General features: G+C 73.1%; 15 protein-coding genes. 13 read left to right on the top strand and 2 right to left on the bottom strand.

The genetic code is table 11. From position 1 onward, the window contains the following. Genes ACZ434_RS10090 through ACZ434_RS10035 form a run of 12 tightly spaced genes read left to right on the top strand, consistent with a single transcriptional unit; the run spans position 1 to position 12,819 of the window. Positions 1–1,239: an O-antigen ligase domain-containing protein gene (locus ACZ434_RS10090; RefSeq protein WP_468453752.1), complete on the top strand. Its 1,239-nt coding sequence runs from the start codon at positions 1–3 to the stop codon at positions 1,237–1,239. Positions 1,240–1,241: 2 nt separating this feature from the next. Then, positions 1,242–2,483 carry a glycosyltransferase gene (locus tag ACZ434_RS10085; protein WP_468453750.1) on the top strand — a complete coding sequence of 414 codons (1,242 nt, stop codon included), beginning with the start codon at positions 1,242–1,244 and terminating at the stop codon, positions 2,481–2,483. Beyond that, positions 2,480–3,730, top strand: coding sequence for a class I SAM-dependent methyltransferase (locus tag ACZ434_RS10080; RefSeq protein WP_468453748.1), 1,251 nt, complete (start codon positions 2,480–2,482; stop codon positions 3,728–3,730). Before ACZ434_RS10085 ends, ACZ434_RS10080 begins: the two co-directional genes overlap by 4 nt. Further along, entirely contained in the window at positions 3,727–4,521 is a 795-nt protein-coding gene (locus tag ACZ434_RS10075; protein ID WP_468453746.1) for a glycosyltransferase family protein, read from the top strand. Before ACZ434_RS10080 ends, ACZ434_RS10075 begins: the two co-directional genes overlap by 4 nt. Beyond that, positions 4,518–5,165, top strand: a complete 648-nt coding sequence (locus tag ACZ434_RS10070) for a PIG-L deacetylase family protein (RefSeq protein WP_468453744.1) — start codon at positions 4,518–4,520, stop codon at positions 5,163–5,165. Before ACZ434_RS10075 ends, ACZ434_RS10070 begins: the two co-directional genes overlap by 4 nt. Before the next feature lie 2 nt (positions 5,166–5,167). Further along, positions 5,168–6,193: an NAD-dependent epimerase/dehydratase family protein gene (locus ACZ434_RS10065; RefSeq protein ID WP_468453742.1), complete on the top strand. Its 1,026-nt coding sequence runs from the start codon at positions 5,168–5,170 to the stop codon at positions 6,191–6,193. Beyond that, on the top strand, positions 6,181–7,488 hold the full coding sequence (locus tag ACZ434_RS10060; RefSeq protein ID WP_468453740.1) for a DUF4910 domain-containing protein: 1,308 nt from the start codon (positions 6,181–6,183) through the stop codon (positions 7,486–7,488). The genes ACZ434_RS10065 and ACZ434_RS10060 overlap by 13 nt, the downstream gene beginning before the upstream one ends. Before the next feature lie 5 nt (positions 7,489–7,493). After that, positions 7,494–8,780: a hypothetical protein gene (locus tag ACZ434_RS10055; RefSeq protein ID WP_468453738.1), complete on the top strand. Its 1,287-nt coding sequence runs from the start codon at positions 7,494–7,496 to the stop codon at positions 8,778–8,780. Then, positions 8,777–9,724, top strand: a complete 948-nt coding sequence (locus ACZ434_RS10050; RefSeq protein WP_468453736.1) for a glycosyltransferase family 2 protein — start codon at positions 8,777–8,779, stop codon at positions 9,722–9,724. Before ACZ434_RS10055 ends, ACZ434_RS10050 begins: the two co-directional genes overlap by 4 nt. After that, the gene (locus ACZ434_RS10045) at positions 9,721–10,938 is read left to right on the top strand and encodes a polysaccharide pyruvyl transferase family protein (RefSeq protein WP_468453734.1); all 1,218 of its coding nucleotides are present in this window, start codon (positions 9,721–9,723) and stop codon (positions 10,936–10,938) included. The genes ACZ434_RS10050 and ACZ434_RS10045 overlap by 4 nt, the downstream gene beginning before the upstream one ends. Continuing rightward, positions 10,935–11,486: a dTDP-4-dehydrorhamnose 3,5-epimerase family protein gene (locus ACZ434_RS10040; protein WP_468453732.1), complete on the top strand. Its 552-nt coding sequence runs from the start codon at positions 10,935–10,937 to the stop codon at positions 11,484–11,486. The genes ACZ434_RS10045 and ACZ434_RS10040 overlap by 4 nt, the downstream gene beginning before the upstream one ends. Positions 11,487–11,493: 7 nt before the next feature. Continuing rightward, entirely contained in the window at positions 11,494–12,819 is a 1,326-nt protein-coding gene (locus ACZ434_RS10035) for a glutamate-1-semialdehyde 2,1-aminomutase (RefSeq protein WP_468453730.1), read from the top strand. An 18-nt stretch (positions 12,820–12,837) separates the two neighbouring features. Here the strand turns inward: ACZ434_RS10035 and ACZ434_RS10030 are convergent, their stop codons facing one another. Together ACZ434_RS10030 and ACZ434_RS10025 are read right to left on the bottom strand one after the other, a co-directional pair. Further along, complete coding sequence (locus ACZ434_RS10030) at positions 12,838–13,494, bottom strand: phosphatase PAP2 family protein (protein WP_468453728.1); 657 nt, start codon at positions 13,492–13,494, stop codon at positions 12,838–12,840. A gap of 124 nt (positions 13,495–13,618) precedes the next feature. Continuing rightward, positions 13,619–15,625, bottom strand: a complete 2,007-nt coding sequence (locus ACZ434_RS10025; RefSeq protein ID WP_468453726.1) for an AfsR/SARP family transcriptional regulator — start codon at positions 15,623–15,625, stop codon at positions 13,619–13,621. 690 nt (positions 15,626–16,315) lie between these two features. Between ACZ434_RS10025 and ACZ434_RS10020 the strand changes: the two genes are divergently transcribed. Further along, positions 16,316–17,782, top strand: a complete 1,467-nt coding sequence (locus ACZ434_RS10020) for an NDP-hexose 2,3-dehydratase family protein (RefSeq protein WP_468453724.1) — start codon at positions 16,316–16,318, stop codon at positions 17,780–17,782. Positions 17,783–17,905 lie beyond the last annotated feature (123 nt).

The following is a 17,905-nucleotide window of genomic DNA, read 5'->3' as shown; positions in this document are numbered from 1 at the left end:
ATGGAGACCGACGACCGCCGCACGCCGGGGCCCGTCAAGGCGGCCTGGGGGCTGCTGGTCCTCAACACGCTGGGCTCCGCCGGGGCGGAGACCATCGTCCCGCTGCCCCGCTCCCTCATCCAGATGGTCACCATGGGCTCGCTGGTCGTCGCGTTCGCGCTGGCGCTCGCGGTCAACACCCGGCTGCGCGTCCGGCCGAGCGCCTTCCTGTTCCTGCTGACCCTGCTGCTGGTGCCGAGCCTGATCTCCAGCGCGAGCCTGGAGTCCGGGTTCGGCGCGCTGTTCCGCTGCGCCCGGCTGGCGCTGTTCGTCACCACGCTGTGGCTGCTCAGCCGCTGGTGGGACGGCGGCACGACGTTCGTCCGGCACCACATCCGGATGTACTTCGCGGTCCTCGCGTCGGTGGCCGTCGGACTGGTCGTGGCACCGGGCACCGCCCTGCCCGACACCTACGGCGGGCGGCTGGTCGGCGCGCTGTGGCCGCTCACCCCGCCGCAGATCGGCCAGTACGCCGCGGTGATCACCGGGCTGGCCGTGCTGCTGGTGCTGGGCCGCCGTACCGACCGGCGCAGCGCGGCGCTGGTGGTGGTGCCGGCCCTCGTCCTGCTGGCGCTGACCCACACCCGTACGGCCACGCTCGGCCTGATCGCCGGGCTGGCGGTGGCGATCGGTTCGCTGGTGCTGACCAGCGCCGCCGCCCGCCGCTTCTTCACCTGGGCGGTGCTGTGCGCCGCCGTGGCCGCGGTGGCGTTCAGCTCCTGGCTGCAGGCGTGGTTCCTGCGCGGGCAGAGCGAGGAGAACTTCACCAGCCTCACCGGCCGGGCCAAGGTCTGGGACGCCCTGCTGTCCGCGCCCCGGACGACCTCGGAGTACCTGTTCGGGGCGGGGCTGGGCGACAAGTCGTTCGGCGGGCTGCCGATCGACAACAGCTGGCTGGCCGTCTACCACGAGCAGGGGATGACCGGCATCACCCTGGTCGCGGTGATGGTCCTCGTGCTGGGCGGCGTGGCGTTGCTGCGCCCGCCGTCGCTGTCGAGGGCCTGCGCGCTCTTCCTGATCAGCTACTGCGCGATCGCCTCGTACACCGAGGCCGGTCTCGGCGACGCCTCGCCGTATCTGCTGCATCTGGCCGTGGCCGCCTCGCTGCTCGCGGCACCGGCCGCGCCCGCTCCCCTGCCGGCGGCCGACGCGCCCCGACGGCGCGTCCCGCGCTGGGCCCAGAGATCGGAGGTGACCTGAGCATGCACGTTCTCGTGGTGCACAACCGCTACGCCTCGGCGCAGCCGAGCGGGGAGAACCTGGTCGTCGACCAGGAGGTGGCGCTGCTGCGCGGGGCCGGCCACCGGGTCGGGGTGTTCGAGCGGCGCAGCGACGACATCGCCGGCCGGTCCCTGCCGGCCAAGGCCGCGCTGCCGTTCCTCGTACCGTGGAACCCGGGCGTCCGCAGGGAGCTCGCCGCGCGGCTGCGCGCCGAGCGGCCGGACGTGGTGCACGTCCACAACGTCTTCCCGCTCCTGTCGCCCGCGGTGCTGGCCGCCTGCGCCGACGCCGGCGTGCCCGCCGTCGCCACGCTGCACAACTACACGCAGATCTGTCCGCCGGGCACGCTCCAGCGGGACGGCCGGCCGTGCACCGAGTGCGTCGGCGCCACGCCGCTGCCCGCCGTCCGGCACGGCTGTTACCGCGGCTCCCGGGCGGCGACGGTGCCACTCGCGGTGAGCCTGTCGGTCAACCGGCGGCGCTGGTGGTCCGGCGTGGAGCGGTTCTTCTGCATCTCCGCCGCGCAGCGCGAGGTGCTGGTGCGGGCCGGGATGCCGGCCGGACGGCTGGCGGTGAAGCACAACTTCGTGCCCGACCCGGGCGGGTGCCGCACGGGCGACGGCGAGCATCTGCTGTATCTGGGCCGGCTCGCGGAGGCCAAGGGCGTACGGCTGCTCATGGCCGCGTGGGACGAGCTCGCCGCCGGCGGAGGGGTGGGCGTACCGCTCGTGATCGCCGGGACGGGGCCGCTGGAGCGGGAGGTGACCGCCTGGGCGGCCGGCCGGGACGACGTGCGGTACGCCGGCCTGTACGACCGGGACCAGTGCCGGGAGGCCGTCGCCCGGTCGGTCGCCGTGGTGGCCCCCTCGACCTGGCTGGAGGCGTTCGGGCTGGTGGTCGTGGAGGCGATGGCGGCGGGCGTCCCGGTCGTCGCCGCCGGTCACGGCGCCTTCGTCGAACTCGTCGAGGACGGCCGTACGGGGCTGCTGCACCGGCCGGGCGACGTCGCCTCGCTCGTGTCCTGCCTGCGCCGGATCACCGGCGGGCGGGCCGCGGGCCGGGAGATGGGCCGGGCGGCCCGGCTCCGTTACGAGCGGGACTTCAGCCCGGCCGTCGGGCTGGAGCGCCTGGTGGAGGGGTACCGCGCCGCGATCGCGGGGCGGTCGACACTGGCTCGCGGCGGGGACACCCGCGCGGGCAGGGGGGATGGGGACAGCACATGACACGATGCCGACTCTGCGGCTCGGAGGCGATGGCGAGCGTCGTCGATCTCGGGGCGACGCCGCCGTGCGAGAGTTTCCTCGCCGCGGACCGACTGGACGATCCGGAGCCCGCGTACCCGCTGCACCTGCGGGTCTGCACCGCCTGCTGGCTCGCGCAGCTCCCTCCGCTGATCACACCGGAGGAGACGTTCAAGGAGTACGCGTACTTCTCCTCCTACTCGACCTCCTGGGTGGAGCACGCGCGCACGTTCGTCGCGGACGCGGCGGCGCGGCTGGGGCTCGGCGCCGGCTCCTTCGTGGTCGAGGTCGCCAGCAACGACGGCTATCTGCTGCGGCACGTGGTGGACCGCGGCATCCGCTGCCTGGGCATCGAGCCGTCGGTGAACGTCGGCGCCGCGGCGCGCGAGGCGGGTGTGCCGACGGTCACGGAGTTCCTGAGCCCGGACACCGGCGCCGCCGTCCGCGGGGAGCACGGTCCGGCGGACCTGGTCGTGGCCAACAACGTGTACGCGCACATCCCCGACGTGGTCGGGTTCACCCGGGGCCTGCGCGCCCTGGTCGCCGACGACGGCTGGGTCTCCGTCGAGGTGCAGCACCTGCTGACCCTGATCGAGGAGAACCAGTACGACACCATCTACCACGAGCACTTCCAGTACTACACGGTCGCGTCCGCGATCCGGGCGCTGGAGAGCGGCGGACTCGCGCTGGTGGACGTGGAGTTGCTGCCCACGCACGGCGGCTCGATCCGGCTGTGGGCCCGGCCCGCCGAGGCGGCCGGCGAGCCGAGCCGGCGTGTGGCCGACGTACTGGCGCGGGAGAAGGCCGCCGGGCTCCAGGAACTGTCCGGGTACACCGAGTTCTCCGCCCGGGTGGCCAAGGTGCGCCGGGACCTGCTGCGGTTCCTGATCGAGGCGGCCGAGCGGGGTGAGACGGTCGTCGGCTACGGAGCGCCGGGCAAGGGCAACACGCTCCTCAACCACTGCGGCATCCGGCCCGACCTGCTCCCGTACACGGTGGACCGCAACCCCTACAAGCACGGCAGGTTCACCCCGGGCACCCGCATCCCGGTGCTCCCGCCCGAGCGGATCGCCGCCGACCGGCCGGACTACGTCCTCGTCCTGCCGTGGAACCTGCGCGCCGAACTGGTCGAGCAGCTCTCCTTCGTGCACGACTGGGGCGGCCGGCTGGTCTTCCCCATACCGGAACTGAGCATCGTCGAGGCCGCCTCCCGGGAGGTCACAGCATGAAGGTCGTACTGTTCTGCGGCGGTTACGGGATGCGGATGCGCAGCGGTGCCGCCGACGACGTGCCCAAGCCGATGGCGATGGTCGGCCCGCGCCCGCTGATCTGGCACGTCATGCGCTACTACGCGCACTTCGGGCACAAGGAGTTCATCCTGTGCCTCGGGTACGGGGCGCACCACATCAAGGACTTCTTCCTCCACTACGAGGAGACGACGTCCAACGACTTCGTCCTGCGGGGCGGGCGTACGGAGTTGCTCTCCACCGACATCGCCGACTGGACGATCACGTTCGCGCAGACCGGTATCGAGTCACCGATCGGGGAGCGGCTGCGCCGGGTGCGGCACCATCTGGACGGCGACGAGATGTTCCTCGCCAACTACGCCGACGTGCTCACCGACGCCCCGCTGCCGGAGATGATCGACCGGTTCGCCCGGCGCGACGCCGGCGCGTCGATGATGGTGGTGCCGCCGCAGTCCTCGTTCCACTGCGTGGACCTGGGCGAGGACGGCCTGGTGGGGGGCATCACCCCGGTGAGCGAACTGCCGCTGTGGGAGAACGGCGGCTACTTCGTGCTCCGCCAGGAGGTCTTCGACCACATCCCCGAGGGCGGGGACCTGGTCGCCGACGGGTGCGCCCGACTGGCCAAGCAGGGGCGGCTGGTGGCCCACAAGCACCGCGGTTTCTGGAAGCCGACGGACACCGTGAAGGAACGGGCCGCGCTCGACGACGCCTACGCCCGCGGCGAGCGGCCGTGGGCCGTGTGGGAGCGGGACGGCGCGGGGGTGAGCGCGTGATCCGGCTCGGCACCGGGAGTCTGGAGCGGATCGTCGCGGTGGGCGCGCACTGCGACGACATCGCCATCGGCGCCGGCGGCACACTGCTCGCCCTGTGCCTCGCCCGGCCGGGGCTGCGCGTCGACGCGCTGGTGCTCACCGGCGGTGGCGGCGAACGGGAGCAGGAGGAGCGGGCCGCGCTCGCCGCCTTCTGCCCGGGCGCCGACCTGCGGCTGACCGTGCTCAAACTGCCGGACGGGCGGATACCGGCGCACTGGGAGGAGGCCAAGGGCGCGGTCGAGGAGCTGCGCGGGCGGACCGAGCCGGACCTGGTGCTCGCCCCGCGCACCGAGGACGCCCACCAGGACCACCGCGGCCTGGCGAAGCTGATGACCACCGCGTTCCGCGACCACCTCGTGCTCGGCTACGAGATCGTCAAGTGGGACGCCGACCTCGGCCGCCCGGTGGCGTACCAGCCGCTGTCACCGGACGTCGCCGAGCGGAAGGTGCGGCTGCTCCAGGAGCACTACCCCTCGCAGCGCCACCGGCCCTGGTACGACCGGGAGGCCTTCCTGGGGCTGGCCCGAATCCGCGGCATCGAATGCCACGCGCGGTACGCCGAGGCGTTCGCCGTCACCAAACTCACTCTCGACCTGGGGGAATGAACGTGCGCGTACTGCTGACCGGACACCAGGGCTACCTGGGCACCGTGATGGCCCCGGTCCTCACGGCCGCGGGCCACGAGGTCGTCGGCCTGGACGCCGGCCTGTTCGCCGACTGCGTGCTGGGCCCGGCGCCCGCGGACCCGCCGGGGACGCGGGTGGACCTGCGCGACGTCACGGCCGAGCACCTGGCCGGGGTGGACGCCGTGATCCACCTGGCCGCGCTCTCCAACGACCCGCTGGGTTCGCTGGCGCCGGAGCTCACCTACGACATCAACCACCACGCCTCGGTGCGGCTCGCCCGGCTGGCCCGCGACGCCGGGGTCCAGCGCTTCCTGTACGCGTCGACCTGCTCGGTCTACGGTGCCGCCGGCGGTGACGACCTGGTCGGCGAGGACGCCCCGCTGCGCCCGGTGACGCCGTACGCGGAGTCCAAGGTGCGGGTGGAGGACGACCTGCACGCGCTGTCCGACGGCGACTTCAGCCCGGTGTACATGCGCAACGCCACCGCCTTCGGCTACTCGCCCCGGCTGCGCGCCGACATCGTGCTGAACAACCTGGTGGGGCACGCGCTCCTGTCGGGCGAGGTCCTCGTGCTCTCCGACGGCACGCCCTGGCGGCCGCTGGTGCACGCCGCCGACATCGCACGGGCCTTCGCGGCCGCCCTGACCGCTCCGCGGAAGGCGGTGCACGACCGGGCGTTCAACATCGGCAGCGAGACCAACAACGTCACGGTCGCCGAGATCGCCCGGCAGGTCGCCGAGGCGGTGTCCGGTTCCGAGGTGGTGATCACCGGGGAGACGGGGGCCGATCCGCGGTCGTACCGGGTGGACTTCTCCCGGTTCCGCGCCGCCGTGCCCGGCTTCGACTGCGAGTGGACGGTGAAGCGGGGCGCGCTCGAACTCGCCGACGCCTACCGGGCGTACGGGCTGACCCGGGAGGACTTCGAGCGGCGCTTCACCCGGCTCGCCGTGCTGCGTTCGGCGTCCGACGCCGGCACCGTCGACGACACCCTGCGGTGGCGCCGGTGACCGCGCACGCGGCCGGCTCCGGCTCCGGCTCCGGCGAGGAGATGTACGCGCTGGTGGAGCGGCTGTACCCGCTGTGCCGGAGCATCACCGGCGACGGGGTGCGCGCCACCCTGGACATCGTCGGCGAGTACGTCCCGCTGCGCGTGCACGAGGTGCCGACCGGGACGCAGGTGCTCGACTGGACGGTGCCGCAGGAGTGGAACATCCGCGACGCGTACATCGCCGACGCCTCCGGCCGGCGGGTCGTCGACTTCACCGCGTCCAGCCTGCACGTGCTCGGCTACAGCGTGCCGGTGGCGGCGACCATGCCCCTGTCCGAACTGCGCCCGCATCTGCACACCCTGCCGGACCACCCGTCCTGGGTGCCCTACCGCACCAGTTACTACAAGCCGGAGTGGGGTTTCTGCCTGGCCCAGGAGACCCTGGACGCGCTGCCGGACGGCGAGTACGAGGTGCGGATCGACTCCACGCTCGCCGACGGCCACCTCACCTACGCCGAGCACGTGATCCCCGGGCAGGTCCCCGACGAGGTGATCGTCTCCTGCCATGTCTGCCACCCGTCGCTGGCCAACGACAACCTGGCCGGGATCGCGGTGGCGGTGTTCCTGGCACGGGCGCTGGCGGAGCAACGGCCGTACTACACCTACCGGTTCATTTTCGCGCCCGGCACCATCGGGGCGATCACCTGGCTGGCCCGCAACGCCGAGCGGGTGGACCGGGTCAGGCACGGGCTGGTGCTGGCCTGCGCCGGCGACCGGGGCGAGCTGACGTACAAGCGGAGCAGGCGCGGCGACGCGGAGATCGACCGGGTGCTGCGGCACGTACTGACCACGTCCGGACGCCCGCACCGGATCACCGAGTTCACCCCGTACGGCTACGACGAGCGGCAGTACTGCTCACCCGGGTTCGATCTCGGCGTGGGCTCGCTCAGCCGGACCCCGTACGCCGGATACCCCGAGTACCACACCTCGGCGGACGACCTGGACCTCGTCTCCCCGGAGGCGATGGCGGACACCCTCGCGGTCTGCCGCGAGGCGTTCGCCGTGCTCGACCGCAACCGGCGGTACGTCAACCTCAGCCCGTACGGCGAACCGCAGCTGGGGCGGCGGGGGCTGTACGACTCGCTCGGGGGACGCAGCGACGCCAAGGAGGCCCAGATGGCGATGCTGTGGGTGCTCAGTCTCTCCGACGGCGAGCACGGTCTGCTGGACGTCGCCGAGCGGTCCGGGCTGCCGTTCGACACCGTCGCCGCCGCGGCCGGCGCCCTGCACGGCGCCGGGCTGCTCAAGGCGTGACGCCGATGACCACCGAGGAGGGGACGACGGCACCGGCCGGGTCGGCCCGGCGGGCCGTCGCCGGGCGGCTGTCCTGGGGACTGGCCGACCAGGCGGCCTCCAGCCTGTCCAACTTCGCGGTGGGCATCTACGTGGCCCGCTCGCTCGGGGTGACCGCGTTCGGTGTGTTCAGCCTGGCCTGGGTGACCTACGGCGTGGTGCTCAACGTCTCGCGCGGGCTGGCCACCGATCCGCTGGTGGTGCGCTTCAGCGGCGTCCCGGACGCGTCCTGGCGGCAGGCGGTGGCCCGGTCGTCGGGCACGGCGCTCCTGGTCGGCGCCGGCATCGGCACGGTGTGTCTGGCCGCCGGGCTGGGCATGGGCGGCGACCTGGGGTACGCGTTCGCCGGGCTCGGCGTCATGCTGCCGGGGCTGCTGCTCCAGGACGCCTGGCGGTACGCGTTCTTCGCCGCCGGCACCGGCCGCAAGGCGTTCGTCAACGACGTCGTGTGGGGCGTCGCGCTCGTCCCGGCCATGGTCGTGGCGGCCCACGTGGGCACCGTGACCGCCTTCCTGCTCGCCTGGGGCGGGTCCGCCGCGGTGGCCGCGGGGTACGGCTGCCTCCAGTCCGGCATCCGGCCCCGGCCGGCCGGAGCGCGCGCGTGGATGCGCGACCACCGCGACCTCGGCTACCGGTACCTGGTCGAGAACGTCGGCGTCAGCGGCGCGAGCCAGATACGGGCCTACGGGCTCGGCGTGATCGTCGGAGTCGGCGCGGTGGGCGTGATCCGGGGCGCCGAGCTCCTGCTCGGCCCGTTCCTCGCCGTGCTGATGGGGCTGTCGCTGGTCACCGTCGCCGAGGCGGCGCGCGTACTGCGGCAGGCCCCGCGGCGGCTCGGCCCGTTCTGTCTCCTGCTCGGCGGCGGGCAGGCCGTCGGCGCGCTGCTGTGGGGCGCGGCGCTGCTGCTGGTACCGGACCGGCTCGGCGAGCTGGTCCTCGGCGACGTGTGGAGCTCCGCCGCGCAGCTCGTCGTGCCGGTCACGCTCGGCGTCGCGGGCGCCGGACTCGGCACCGGCGCGGCGGCCGGGCTCCGTGCGCTGGCCGCGGCCCGGCGCAGCCTGCGCTGCCAGATGTTCGCCTCCGCCTGCTATGTCGCCGGCGGGCTGGGCGGAGCGGCCTGGGGCGGCACGATCGGCTCGGCCTGGGGCGTCGCCGCGGCGTCCGCCTGCGGCTCGGCCGTGTGGTGGCTCCAGCTGCGGTCGGCCCTGCGCGAGCACCACCAGAAGACCATCCCCGAAGTGAGGACGTCATGACCGACCGACCCCGGCTGAGCATCGGCCTGCCCGTCTACAACGGCGAGGAGTATCTCGCCGAGGCGTTCGACGCCCTGCTCGGCCAGACCTACGAGGACTTCGAACTGGTCGTCTCCGACAACGCCTCGACCGACGGGACCCGGGACATCTGCCGGAAGTACGCCGCGCGGGACTCCCGCATCCGGTACATCCGGCTGACCCGGAACATCGGCGCCGCGCCGAACCACAACTACGTGTTCACCGAGTGCCGCGGCGAGCTGTTCAAGTGGGCCTCGCACGACGACCTGTACGCCCGGGACCTGCTGCGGGCCTGCGTCGAGGCGCTGGACGAACGGCCGGAGGTGATCCTCGCGCACAGCGGCCAGGCGGTCATCGACGCCGAGGGCAAGGTGAAGGTCCCCTACGAGTACGGGCTCCGCACCGACTCGCCGCACGCGCCGGAGCGCTTCCGCAGCCTGCTGTTCGAGCCCGGCGGCGACGACTTCTACGGCGTGATGCGGGCGGACATGCTGCGCCGGGTGAAGCCGCACGACAGCTACCACCACGCGGACCGCACGTTCGTCGCCGAGATCACCCTGCACGGGCCCTTCCACCAGGTGCCGGAGCTGCTGTACTTCCGCCGCGACCACCCCACCCGCGCCGAGCGGGCGAACCCCTCCAAGCGCTCCCGGTGCGTCAACCTCGACCCGCGCCGGGCCGGCCCGCTGCACCCGACGCCCCGGCTGCTCGCCGAGTACGTCTGGGGTTTCGTCGCGGCGGTCCGGCGGGCGCCGCTCTCCCCGGCCGACCGGCGCGCCTGCTACCGCCACCTGGCCGCGTGGATGACCGCCCGGGTCCGGCCGGGCGCCGGCGAGCGGGTCGAGGACCGCGCCCCGGTCGACCCGGACCGGCTCACCGTCTCCGTGGACGCGCTGGTGGCGGGACGTGAAGGGCGGCGGACGTGACCGCGGTGCGGGTGGGGGTGTTCGGTCTGCTCGGCTCCGGCAACGTCGGCAACGACGGGTCGCTCGAGGCCGTGCTGGGGTACCTGCGCGCCGAGCACCCGGAGGCGGTCGTGGACGCGATGTGCGGCGGACCCGAGGTCGTCGCGGCCCGGTACGGGATCCCCGCGACGCGGCTGCACTGGTACCGCGGGGAGTACCGGACCGCGACCCGTGCGGGCGCGATCGCGGGGAAGGGGCTGGGCAAGCTCGTCGACGTCTTCCGCACCGCCGCCTGGGCGCGCCGGCACGACGTGGTGATCGTCCCGGGCACGGGTGTCCTGGAGACCACGCTGCCGCTGCGGCCGTGGGGCTTCCCGTACTCGCTGTTCCTGCTCTGCGCGACCGGACGGCTGCTGCGCACCCGGGTCGCGCTGGTCGGCGTCGGCGCCGGCACGATCGGCAGCCGGCCGACCCGGGTCCTGACGCGCTGGTCCACACGGCTGGCCGCGTACCGGTCGTTCCGGGACACCATGTCCCGCGACGTGATGCGGGCGATGGGCGTGGACACCGCGCGCGACCAGGTCTACGAGGACCTCGTGTTCGCCCTGCCGGCACCGCCGCCGAGCACGCCGTCGGGCCCGCCGGGCCCGGTCTGCGTCGGCGTCATGGACTTCCACGGCAGCAACGACGAGCGCGACCGGGCCGAGGAGATCCACCGGCACTACGTCGACGGGACGACCCGTTTCGTCCGCGCGCTGGCCGAGGAGGGCCGGCCGGTCCGGCTGCTCACCGGCGACGAACTGGACCTGCCGGTGGCCGACGCGATCCTCGACGCGGTGGACTCGCCGCTGGTCACCATCGCCGAGACCGCTTCGGTGGCCGATCTGATGAAGGAGATGGCGGCCGCCGACACCGTGGTGGCGACCCGGTACCACAATCTGATCTGCGCGCTGAAGGCCGGCACACCGGCCCTCGCGCTCAGCTACTCGGCGAAGAGCGACGCGCTCATGGACCGGATGGGTCTCGGCGCGTACCGCCACCCGGCCCGCGAGGTCGACGCCGGCCGGCTGCTCGAACAGTTCCGCGAGCTGGAGCGGCGGTCGGCCGAGCTGCGGCGCCTCCTCGGCGAGCGGAACCTGGCCGCCACCCGGCGCGTCGAGCACCAGTTCGCCGCCCTGACCGCGGCCCTGTTCCCGGCGGCCGACCACGCCCGTACTCCGAGAGAGGCTCCATGAAGGCGACCGAAGTCCCGGCGATCGCCGGCGCATACCTGTTCGAGCCGACGCCGTACGCCGACGAACGCGGCTTCTTCTGCCGCACCTTCGACGCCGACGTGGTCCGCTCGGTGGGCCTCGACCCGGACGCCTTCGTCCAGGACAGCCTGTCCCGCTCGGTGCGGGGCGTGCTGCGCGGCCTGCACCTGCGCTCCGGCGCCGGCGAGGCGAAGCTGGTGCGGTGCTCGTACGGGAGGATCTTCGACGTCGTCGTGGACCTGCGGCCGGGCTCGCCGACCTACCTGGGCCGGGCCTTCTTCGAGCTGTCCGGCGAGACGCAGACGACCCTGTACGTCCCGGCGGGCTGCGCGCACGGCTTCCAGGCGCTGACGGAGACCGCCGACACCTCGTACCGGATCGACCGTCCGCACGATCCGGCCGAGGACGTGACGATCGCCTTCGACGACCCGGAGCTCGCCATCCCCTGGCCGCTGCCGGTCACCTCGATGTCCCGGCGGGACCGGGAGGCGCCGGGCCTCGCCGACGTCCTGAAGCACAGAGAGAACTGAGGTCGCCGTGGACACCGAAGAGTTCGAACTGCCCCGTTCCCGGGCGGCCGGCGAGCGGCTGCACGCCCTGGTCCCCGGCGGCGCGCACACCTACGCCAAGGGCGACGACCAGTACCCCGAGAATCTTGCCCCGGTCATCAGCCACGGCCGCGGCGCCCATGTGTGGGACGTCGACGGCAACCGCTACATCGAGTACGGCTCCGGCCTGCGGTCGGTCAGCCTCGGCCACGCCCACCCCCGCGTGACCGAGGCGGTGCGGCGGGAACTCGACCGCGGCAGCAACTTCGTCCGGCCGTCGGTCGTGGAGGTCGAGGCCGCCGAGCGCTTCCTGGCCACGGTGCCGACCGCCGAGATGGTGAAGTTCGCGAAGAACGGCTCCGACGCCACCACCGCCGCGGTGCGCCTCGCCCGCGCCGCCACCGGCCGCACACGGGTGGCCCTCTGCGCCGACCATCCGTTCTTCTCCGTCGACGACTGGTTCATCGGCACCACCCCGATGTCCGCGGGCATCCCGTCGTCGACCACCGACCTCACCGTGCCCTTCCCGTACGGCGACCTGGCCGCCACGGAGGAACTCCTCGGCCGCCACGGGGACGAGATCGCCTGCCTGATCCTGGAACCCGCCACCCACACCGAACCACCGCCCGGCTACCTCGCCGGCCTGCGCGAACTCGCCGACCGGCACGGCTGCGTGCTGATCTTCGACGAGATGATCACCGGCTTCCGCTGGTCCGAGGCGGGCGCCCAGGGCCTGTACGGCGTCGTCCCCGACCTCTCCACCTTCGGCAAGGCGCTGGGCAACGGTTTCGCCGTCTCGGCGCTGGCCGGGCGCCGCGAGCTGATGGAACGCGGCGGGCTGCGCCACCCCGGCGACCGGGTGTTCCTGCTGTCCACCACGCACGGTGCGGAAACCCACTCCCTGGCCGCCGCGATGGCGGTGCAGACCACCTACACCGAGGAGGGCGTCACGGCGCGGCTGCACGCCCTGGGCGAACGGCTGGCGGCCGGGGTCCGGGAGGCCGCGGCCGGCATGGGGGTCGCCGACCACGTGGTCGTCCGGGGCCGGGCCAGCAACCTGGTCTACGCCACCCTCGACGAGCACGGCCGGCCCTCGCAGGAGTACCGCACCCTGTTCCTGCGCCGGCTCCTCGCGGGCGGGGTGCTGGCCCCCTCCTTCGTGGTGAGCGCCGCCCTCACCGACGCCGACGTCGACCACACCGTCGAGGCGGTGGCCCAGGCGTGTGCGGTGTACCGGAAGGCACTGGACGCGGGCGACCCGGCCCCCTGGCTGGGCGGGCGCCCGGTCAAGCCGGTGTTCCGCCGCCGGGCCTGACGTCAACCGCCGCGCGGGTCACGGGAGTCGGCCGTCCGTCGCCCGGTCGATCAGCCACCCGGTCGCCGGTACCACCGCCAGCGCGGTGCACCAGCCGCCGAGGGCGTCGGTCGGGTAGTGGGCGTCCAGGGCGACCTGCGCCCAGCCCATGGCAGCGCCGGCGACCAGTGCCGCGCCGAGCACGAGCGACAGGCCGGCCGTCCTGCCGAGGCCGAGCCGGCCGGTCGCGAGCAGCGCCACCACGAGGGCGAAGGCGGTGAGGAAGGCGGTGTGCCCGCTCGGGTAGGACAGGTTGTCGGGGCCGTGGATGGTGCGCCCCACCAGGGGTTTGAGCAGCTTCGTGGTCCCCACGCCCAGGCCGGTGCCGGCGACGACGAACACCGCCGCCCGCGGACCGCGCGACCGTACGCACCCCACCACGGCGACCCCGACGAGCAGCGCCGCGCCCACCGGCTCCCCCAGGAAGTCGACGACCAGGGCGAGATTCCGCACCGGCGTCCCCACCCCGTGAACCACCGCCCGGACCCGCGCGTCCAGGCCACCGGGCTCACCGTCACCGGCGTACAGCACCCCGAACACCCCGGCCACCAGCGCCGCGAGCACCGCGATCACCCCGAGCCGGACGCGCAACGACGACGGCAGCACCGCGGGCTCCCGCACCCTGCCGTCCACCACCGCCCCGATGCCGTGCCCCCCGAGAACTACCGCCTGCCGACGTGGTCCCGGATCGCCGGACGTAACGGATTTACCACCCTAACATCCGCTCCTGTGCCGTGAGTTGGTGCGACCGGTCCGCGCATCACCGGTTGCGGTCCGGGCCCGCGCCCGCGGGGAGGGCCGTGCGGCCGGGGCGGACGGGGGCTCGCTGGAGGCGGCGTAATCGGCGGTCCGGGGGCGTCTCCTCGGGTGCGGTGCGGGACTCGGCGATCCGCTGGCGGCCTGTCTCGGGGTCCAGGCCGTCGTGCCAGAGGGTGTCCAGCAGCCGTTCACGGGCGTAGGCCCGGGTCACCGCGGGGATCATGTAGTGGGCCGTGTCGTTCTCCCAGCGGATGCTGATGAGGTGGCTGTCGACGAAGCGCTCCAGCTGGCGCTCCACCGTGCGGCTGTCGCTGCCGAGGAGTTCGACGACGGAGTCGGCGGTGAACTGGCTGGACGGGAGGATGCTCAGCAGCCGGAAGACGCTGCGTTCCACGCGGCCGAGTCCCTCGTAGCTGCGGTCGTACCGGGACCGTACGTCGAGGTCCCCCAGACGCAGCTCGTCCAGCAGCTTGTCCGAACAGGACAGTTGCAGGGCCAGGCCCGACAGGGTGAGCCCCGGGCTGCCGTTGAGGCGGCCCCCGATGCACCGCACCGCCAGGGGAAGGCCGCCGACGGTCTCCACGAGCTGTTCGGCGGCGTGCCGCTCCCGGCCGATGCGCGGGATGCCGATGATGCGGGAGAGCAGTTCGCTGCCCTCGGCCGTGTCCATGGCGTCCAGGTCGATGTTCCAGGCGCCGTCCAGGCCGTGCAGCCGCCTGCGGCTGGTGATGACGACGGCGCACTGCGGGTCGCCGGGGAGCAGCGGGCGCAGTTCCGCCAGCGAGGACACGTCGTCCAGCAGGATCAGCAGCCGCCGGCCGACCGTGGTGGACCTGAACAGCTTGGACCGTTCGTCGAGGTCGGCGGGGATGTCGCCGGGAGCGGTGCCCAGGGCGCGCAGGAATCCGTGGAGCACGTCCGCGGGGCCGCATCCCGCTCCGGTGGAGCCGCGCAGGTCCGCGTAGAGCTGCCCGTCCTGGAAGAGCGGGCGCACGGTGTGGGACAGGTGCACGGCGAGCGCGGTCTTGCCCACGCCCGGCATCCCGCTGATGACCGCGACGGGGGTGGCCGTGCGCGGGCGGGCGTGCTCCTCGTCCCCGGCCAGGACCGCCGGTGCCCGCCCGACGACGGACCGGCGTCCGGTGAAGTCGGTCAGGTCGGCCGGGAGCTGGGCGGGGACGGGGATGCCCTGAGGAGGGTGGGGGGTGGGGCCGGGCGCCGGGGGCGCCGCGGGTTTCCCGGGCTCGGGCCGGGGAGCCGTGGTCCGGTGCTGCTGCTCGGCGGGGGCGGGCCGGCGGCGTGGCTCGTAGGGTTCGCCGACGGTGCCCTCCGACAGGAGCGCCTGGTGCAGGGAGCGGAGTTCCTGGCCCGGTTCGAGGCCCAGGTTGTCTATCATGCTGCGGCGCAGGGTCTGGTAGACCTCGAGCGCCTCGTGGCGCCGTCCGGAGCGGTGCAGTGCGATCATCAGCGAGGCGTGCACGTTCTCGTGCAGGGGCCGGCTGAGCACGAGCGACTTCAGCTCGCTGATCAGCTCCTGATGGCGTCCCAGCCGCAGATCCGCCTCGATGCGCAGGTCGAGGGTCCGCTCGCGGAGCTCTTCCAGGCGCGTGACGTAGGACGACAGCAGTCCGCCGGGCACGACGTCGACCAGTGCGGAGCCCCGCCAGCGTCCGAGGGCCCGTTTGAGGACATCGGCCGCCGCGGCCGGCTCACCCTTCTTCAGCAGCGCTTTCCCGTCGTCGGCTTCCACTTCGAATTGGTGAAGGTCGGTGCAGGAATCGGGAACGGCGAGCGTATATCCTCCCGGCCGGGTGAGGAGAATATCCTCCGAATCGCGTGCCGTAAGGATTTTGCGGAGCTTGTAGATGTACGTCTGGAGGGTGGTCATCGCACTGGCCGGCGGATCGTTCTCCCAGAGCTCGTCGATCAGCTCCGACGTCTGCACCAAGGTGTTTCTCCGCATCAGCAGCAGAGCGATCACCTGGCGTGGTTTGGGTGCGGTGGGCACGACATTCCGCGTGCCGTCGAGAATTTCTAACGGTCCGAGCAACCGAAAATCCATCCCGTCCCCCGTTCGATGACATACACCTTTGCATGGTCTTTGCGCGAGACTGTCTGCATCTTTACGCAGATTAACCCTTGCCAATCAACCGGACAAGGTCATTCCCTCGGCGCTCGACGCATATTTCAGCCACGTCCCGAGGGCGTCCGAGCGCCCTCGCGGCCCTGTGACCGCGGCGTTCGAGCGGGTAAGTGATTCAACGTCGAATGGAAACGCGGACCGACTCCGGTACCGACCCGGCCGAATTCAGCCGTCGGGGTGCGGGGGCATCAGCGATCGAGGTCTCCACGATCCCGGCTCGACGGTGACACGGACGGCCTCCCGGTGGTCACCCGGGGCGTTCGAAGGGCGCGGTCCCGTCATTGCCTGACTCCGTTGCTGCCGCATGACGGCGAGTGGGTCCGCCGGGACGCCATCGCGTGGGGTCGTCATGGACGTACCTTCGACTCACGTCCTCGAAGAACGGTCGAGCCGAACGTCGGGCTCCAAATGGACGCCCGCATTCCGGTGGCCGGGCCCCGGGCCCGCCCCAGCGGTGGACGGACGGGTTCAGGGGGACTCAAGGTTCCTGCTGGCCGCCCGCACTGTACTGAGCCGTGCGCGCCGCCCCTGTCCTTCCAGCGCAAAGGAACCCTGGTGAACGGAACCGTCCAGCCGCCCTCGTCCTCGTCCCGTGCGCTCCGGGACCGGCTCGCGAGGTCGGTCCTCACCGAGGAGAGCAGAATCGATCAGCCCGGCACGTTCGCCTCCTGGTTCGCCGGCGCCCGTGAACGGTCCGGTCTGCGGGTCGAGCGGGTGGCGCTCGACCGTCTGCGGGACTGGGACCGGGACCCGCGCTCGGGCGCCCTGCGGCACCGCAGCGGCGGCTTCTTCGCCGTCGACGGCCTCGACGTCCGGTCCGCCTCCGGCCCGGTGCCCCATTGGCAGCAGCCGATCATCCACCAGCCGGAGATCGGCGTGCTGGGTCTGCTGGCCAAGGAGTTCGACGGGGTGCTGCACTTCCTGATGCAGGCCAAGGTCGAACCCGGCAACAGGAACCACCTGCAGCTCTCCCCCTCCGTGCAGGCCACCCGCAGCAACTTCCTGCGGCTGCACCGGGGCCGCGCGGTGCCGTACCTCGCCTACTTCCGGGAACGGACCCGGCACCACGTCATCGCCGACGTGCTCCAGTCGGAACAGGGCTCGTGGTTCTTCCGCAAGCGGAACCGGAACATCGTGGTGGAGGTCTCCGAGGACGTCACCGTCGGGGAGGACTTCCGCTGGATGACGCTCGGCGAGATCCACCGGCTGCTGGCCTCCGAGGACATCGTCAACATGGACGCGCGTACGGCGCTGTCCTGCCTCCCCCTCGCCGGTGACGGCGTCGACGGCGTGCTGGGCACGGGTGGGGGGTTCCGGGGGGCGCTGGTCCGCTCCTGCGCCGGTGGAGCGGGCGCCGCGCACCCCCTGGAGGAGATCCTGAGCTGGATCACCGAGCACCGCGCCCAGGGAGATCTCACCACCCGCCCGGCGCCGCTCGGCGAACTGCGCGGCTGGCGCGGCTCGGCGGACCGGATCTCCCACGAGAGCGGCCGCTTCTTCTCCGTGATCGGCGTGACCGTCTCGGCGGGCACCCGCGAGGTCGGCGGCTGGTCCCAGCCGATGGTCGAGCCGCACGGGACCGGTGTGATCGCCGTGCTGGTGAAGGAGATCGGCGGGGTGCTCCACGCCCTGATGCGGGCCGGCACGCAGCCCGGGTACGTGGACGGCGTCGAACTCTCCCCCACCGTCCAGTGCGTCCCCGGGAACTACGAGGTGCTGCCCGGAGCGGCACGGCCGCGCTTCCTGGACGACGTGCTGTCGGCCCCGCCGGAGCGAATCAGGTTCTCCTGTCTGCTGTCCGAGGAGGGCGGCCGCTTCCACCACGCCCTGAACCGCTACCTCGTCGTGGAGGCCGACGGCCCGGCCGAGGCCCTGGAGGACGCCGAGCACCGCTGGCTGACCCTGCACCAGCTCGGCGCGCTCCTGCGGCACAGCCACTACCTCAACGTCCAGGCCCGGAGCCTGGTCGCCTGTCTGCACGGTCTGCTGGCGCCGCGAGGCGGTACGGCCTCACACCCGTGAGGGGCCGGCGGCCCGGTCCGACACGGTCGAGGGGGGGGGGGGGGGGGGGGGGGGGGGGGGGGGGGGGGGGGGGGGGGGGGGGGGGGGGGGGGGGGGGGGGGGGGGGGGGGGGGGGGGGGGGGG

It is taken from the genome of Streptomyces sp. NPDC030893, from assembly GCF_055571535.1.
Note: the sequence above shows the minus strand (reverse complement) of the source record. Positions and strands in the feature narration are given on the sequence as shown.

Excerpts from the sequence above, each read along its gene's own strand:
- ACZ434_RS10090 (WP_468453752.1), top strand. The coding sequence starts at position 1 with ATGGAGACCGACGACCGCCGCACGCCGGGGCCCGTCAAGGCGGCCTGG.
- ACZ434_RS10085 (WP_468453750.1), top strand. The coding sequence starts at position 1,242 with ATGCACGTTCTCGTGGTGCACAACCGCTACGCCTCGGCGCAGCCGAGC.
- ACZ434_RS10080 (WP_468453748.1), top strand. The coding sequence starts at position 2,480 with ATGACACGATGCCGACTCTGCGGCTCGGAGGCGATGGCGAGCGTCGTC.
- ACZ434_RS10075 (WP_468453746.1), top strand. The coding sequence starts at position 3,727 with ATGAAGGTCGTACTGTTCTGCGGCGGTTACGGGATGCGGATGCGCAGC.
- ACZ434_RS10055 (WP_468453738.1), top strand. The coding sequence starts at position 7,494 with ATGACCACCGAGGAGGGGACGACGGCACCGGCCGGGTCGGCCCGGCGG.
- ACZ434_RS10050 (WP_468453736.1), top strand. The coding sequence starts at position 8,777 with ATGACCGACCGACCCCGGCTGAGCATCGGCCTGCCCGTCTACAACGGC.
- ACZ434_RS10040 (WP_468453732.1), top strand. The coding sequence starts at position 10,935 with ATGAAGGCGACCGAAGTCCCGGCGATCGCCGGCGCATACCTGTTCGAG.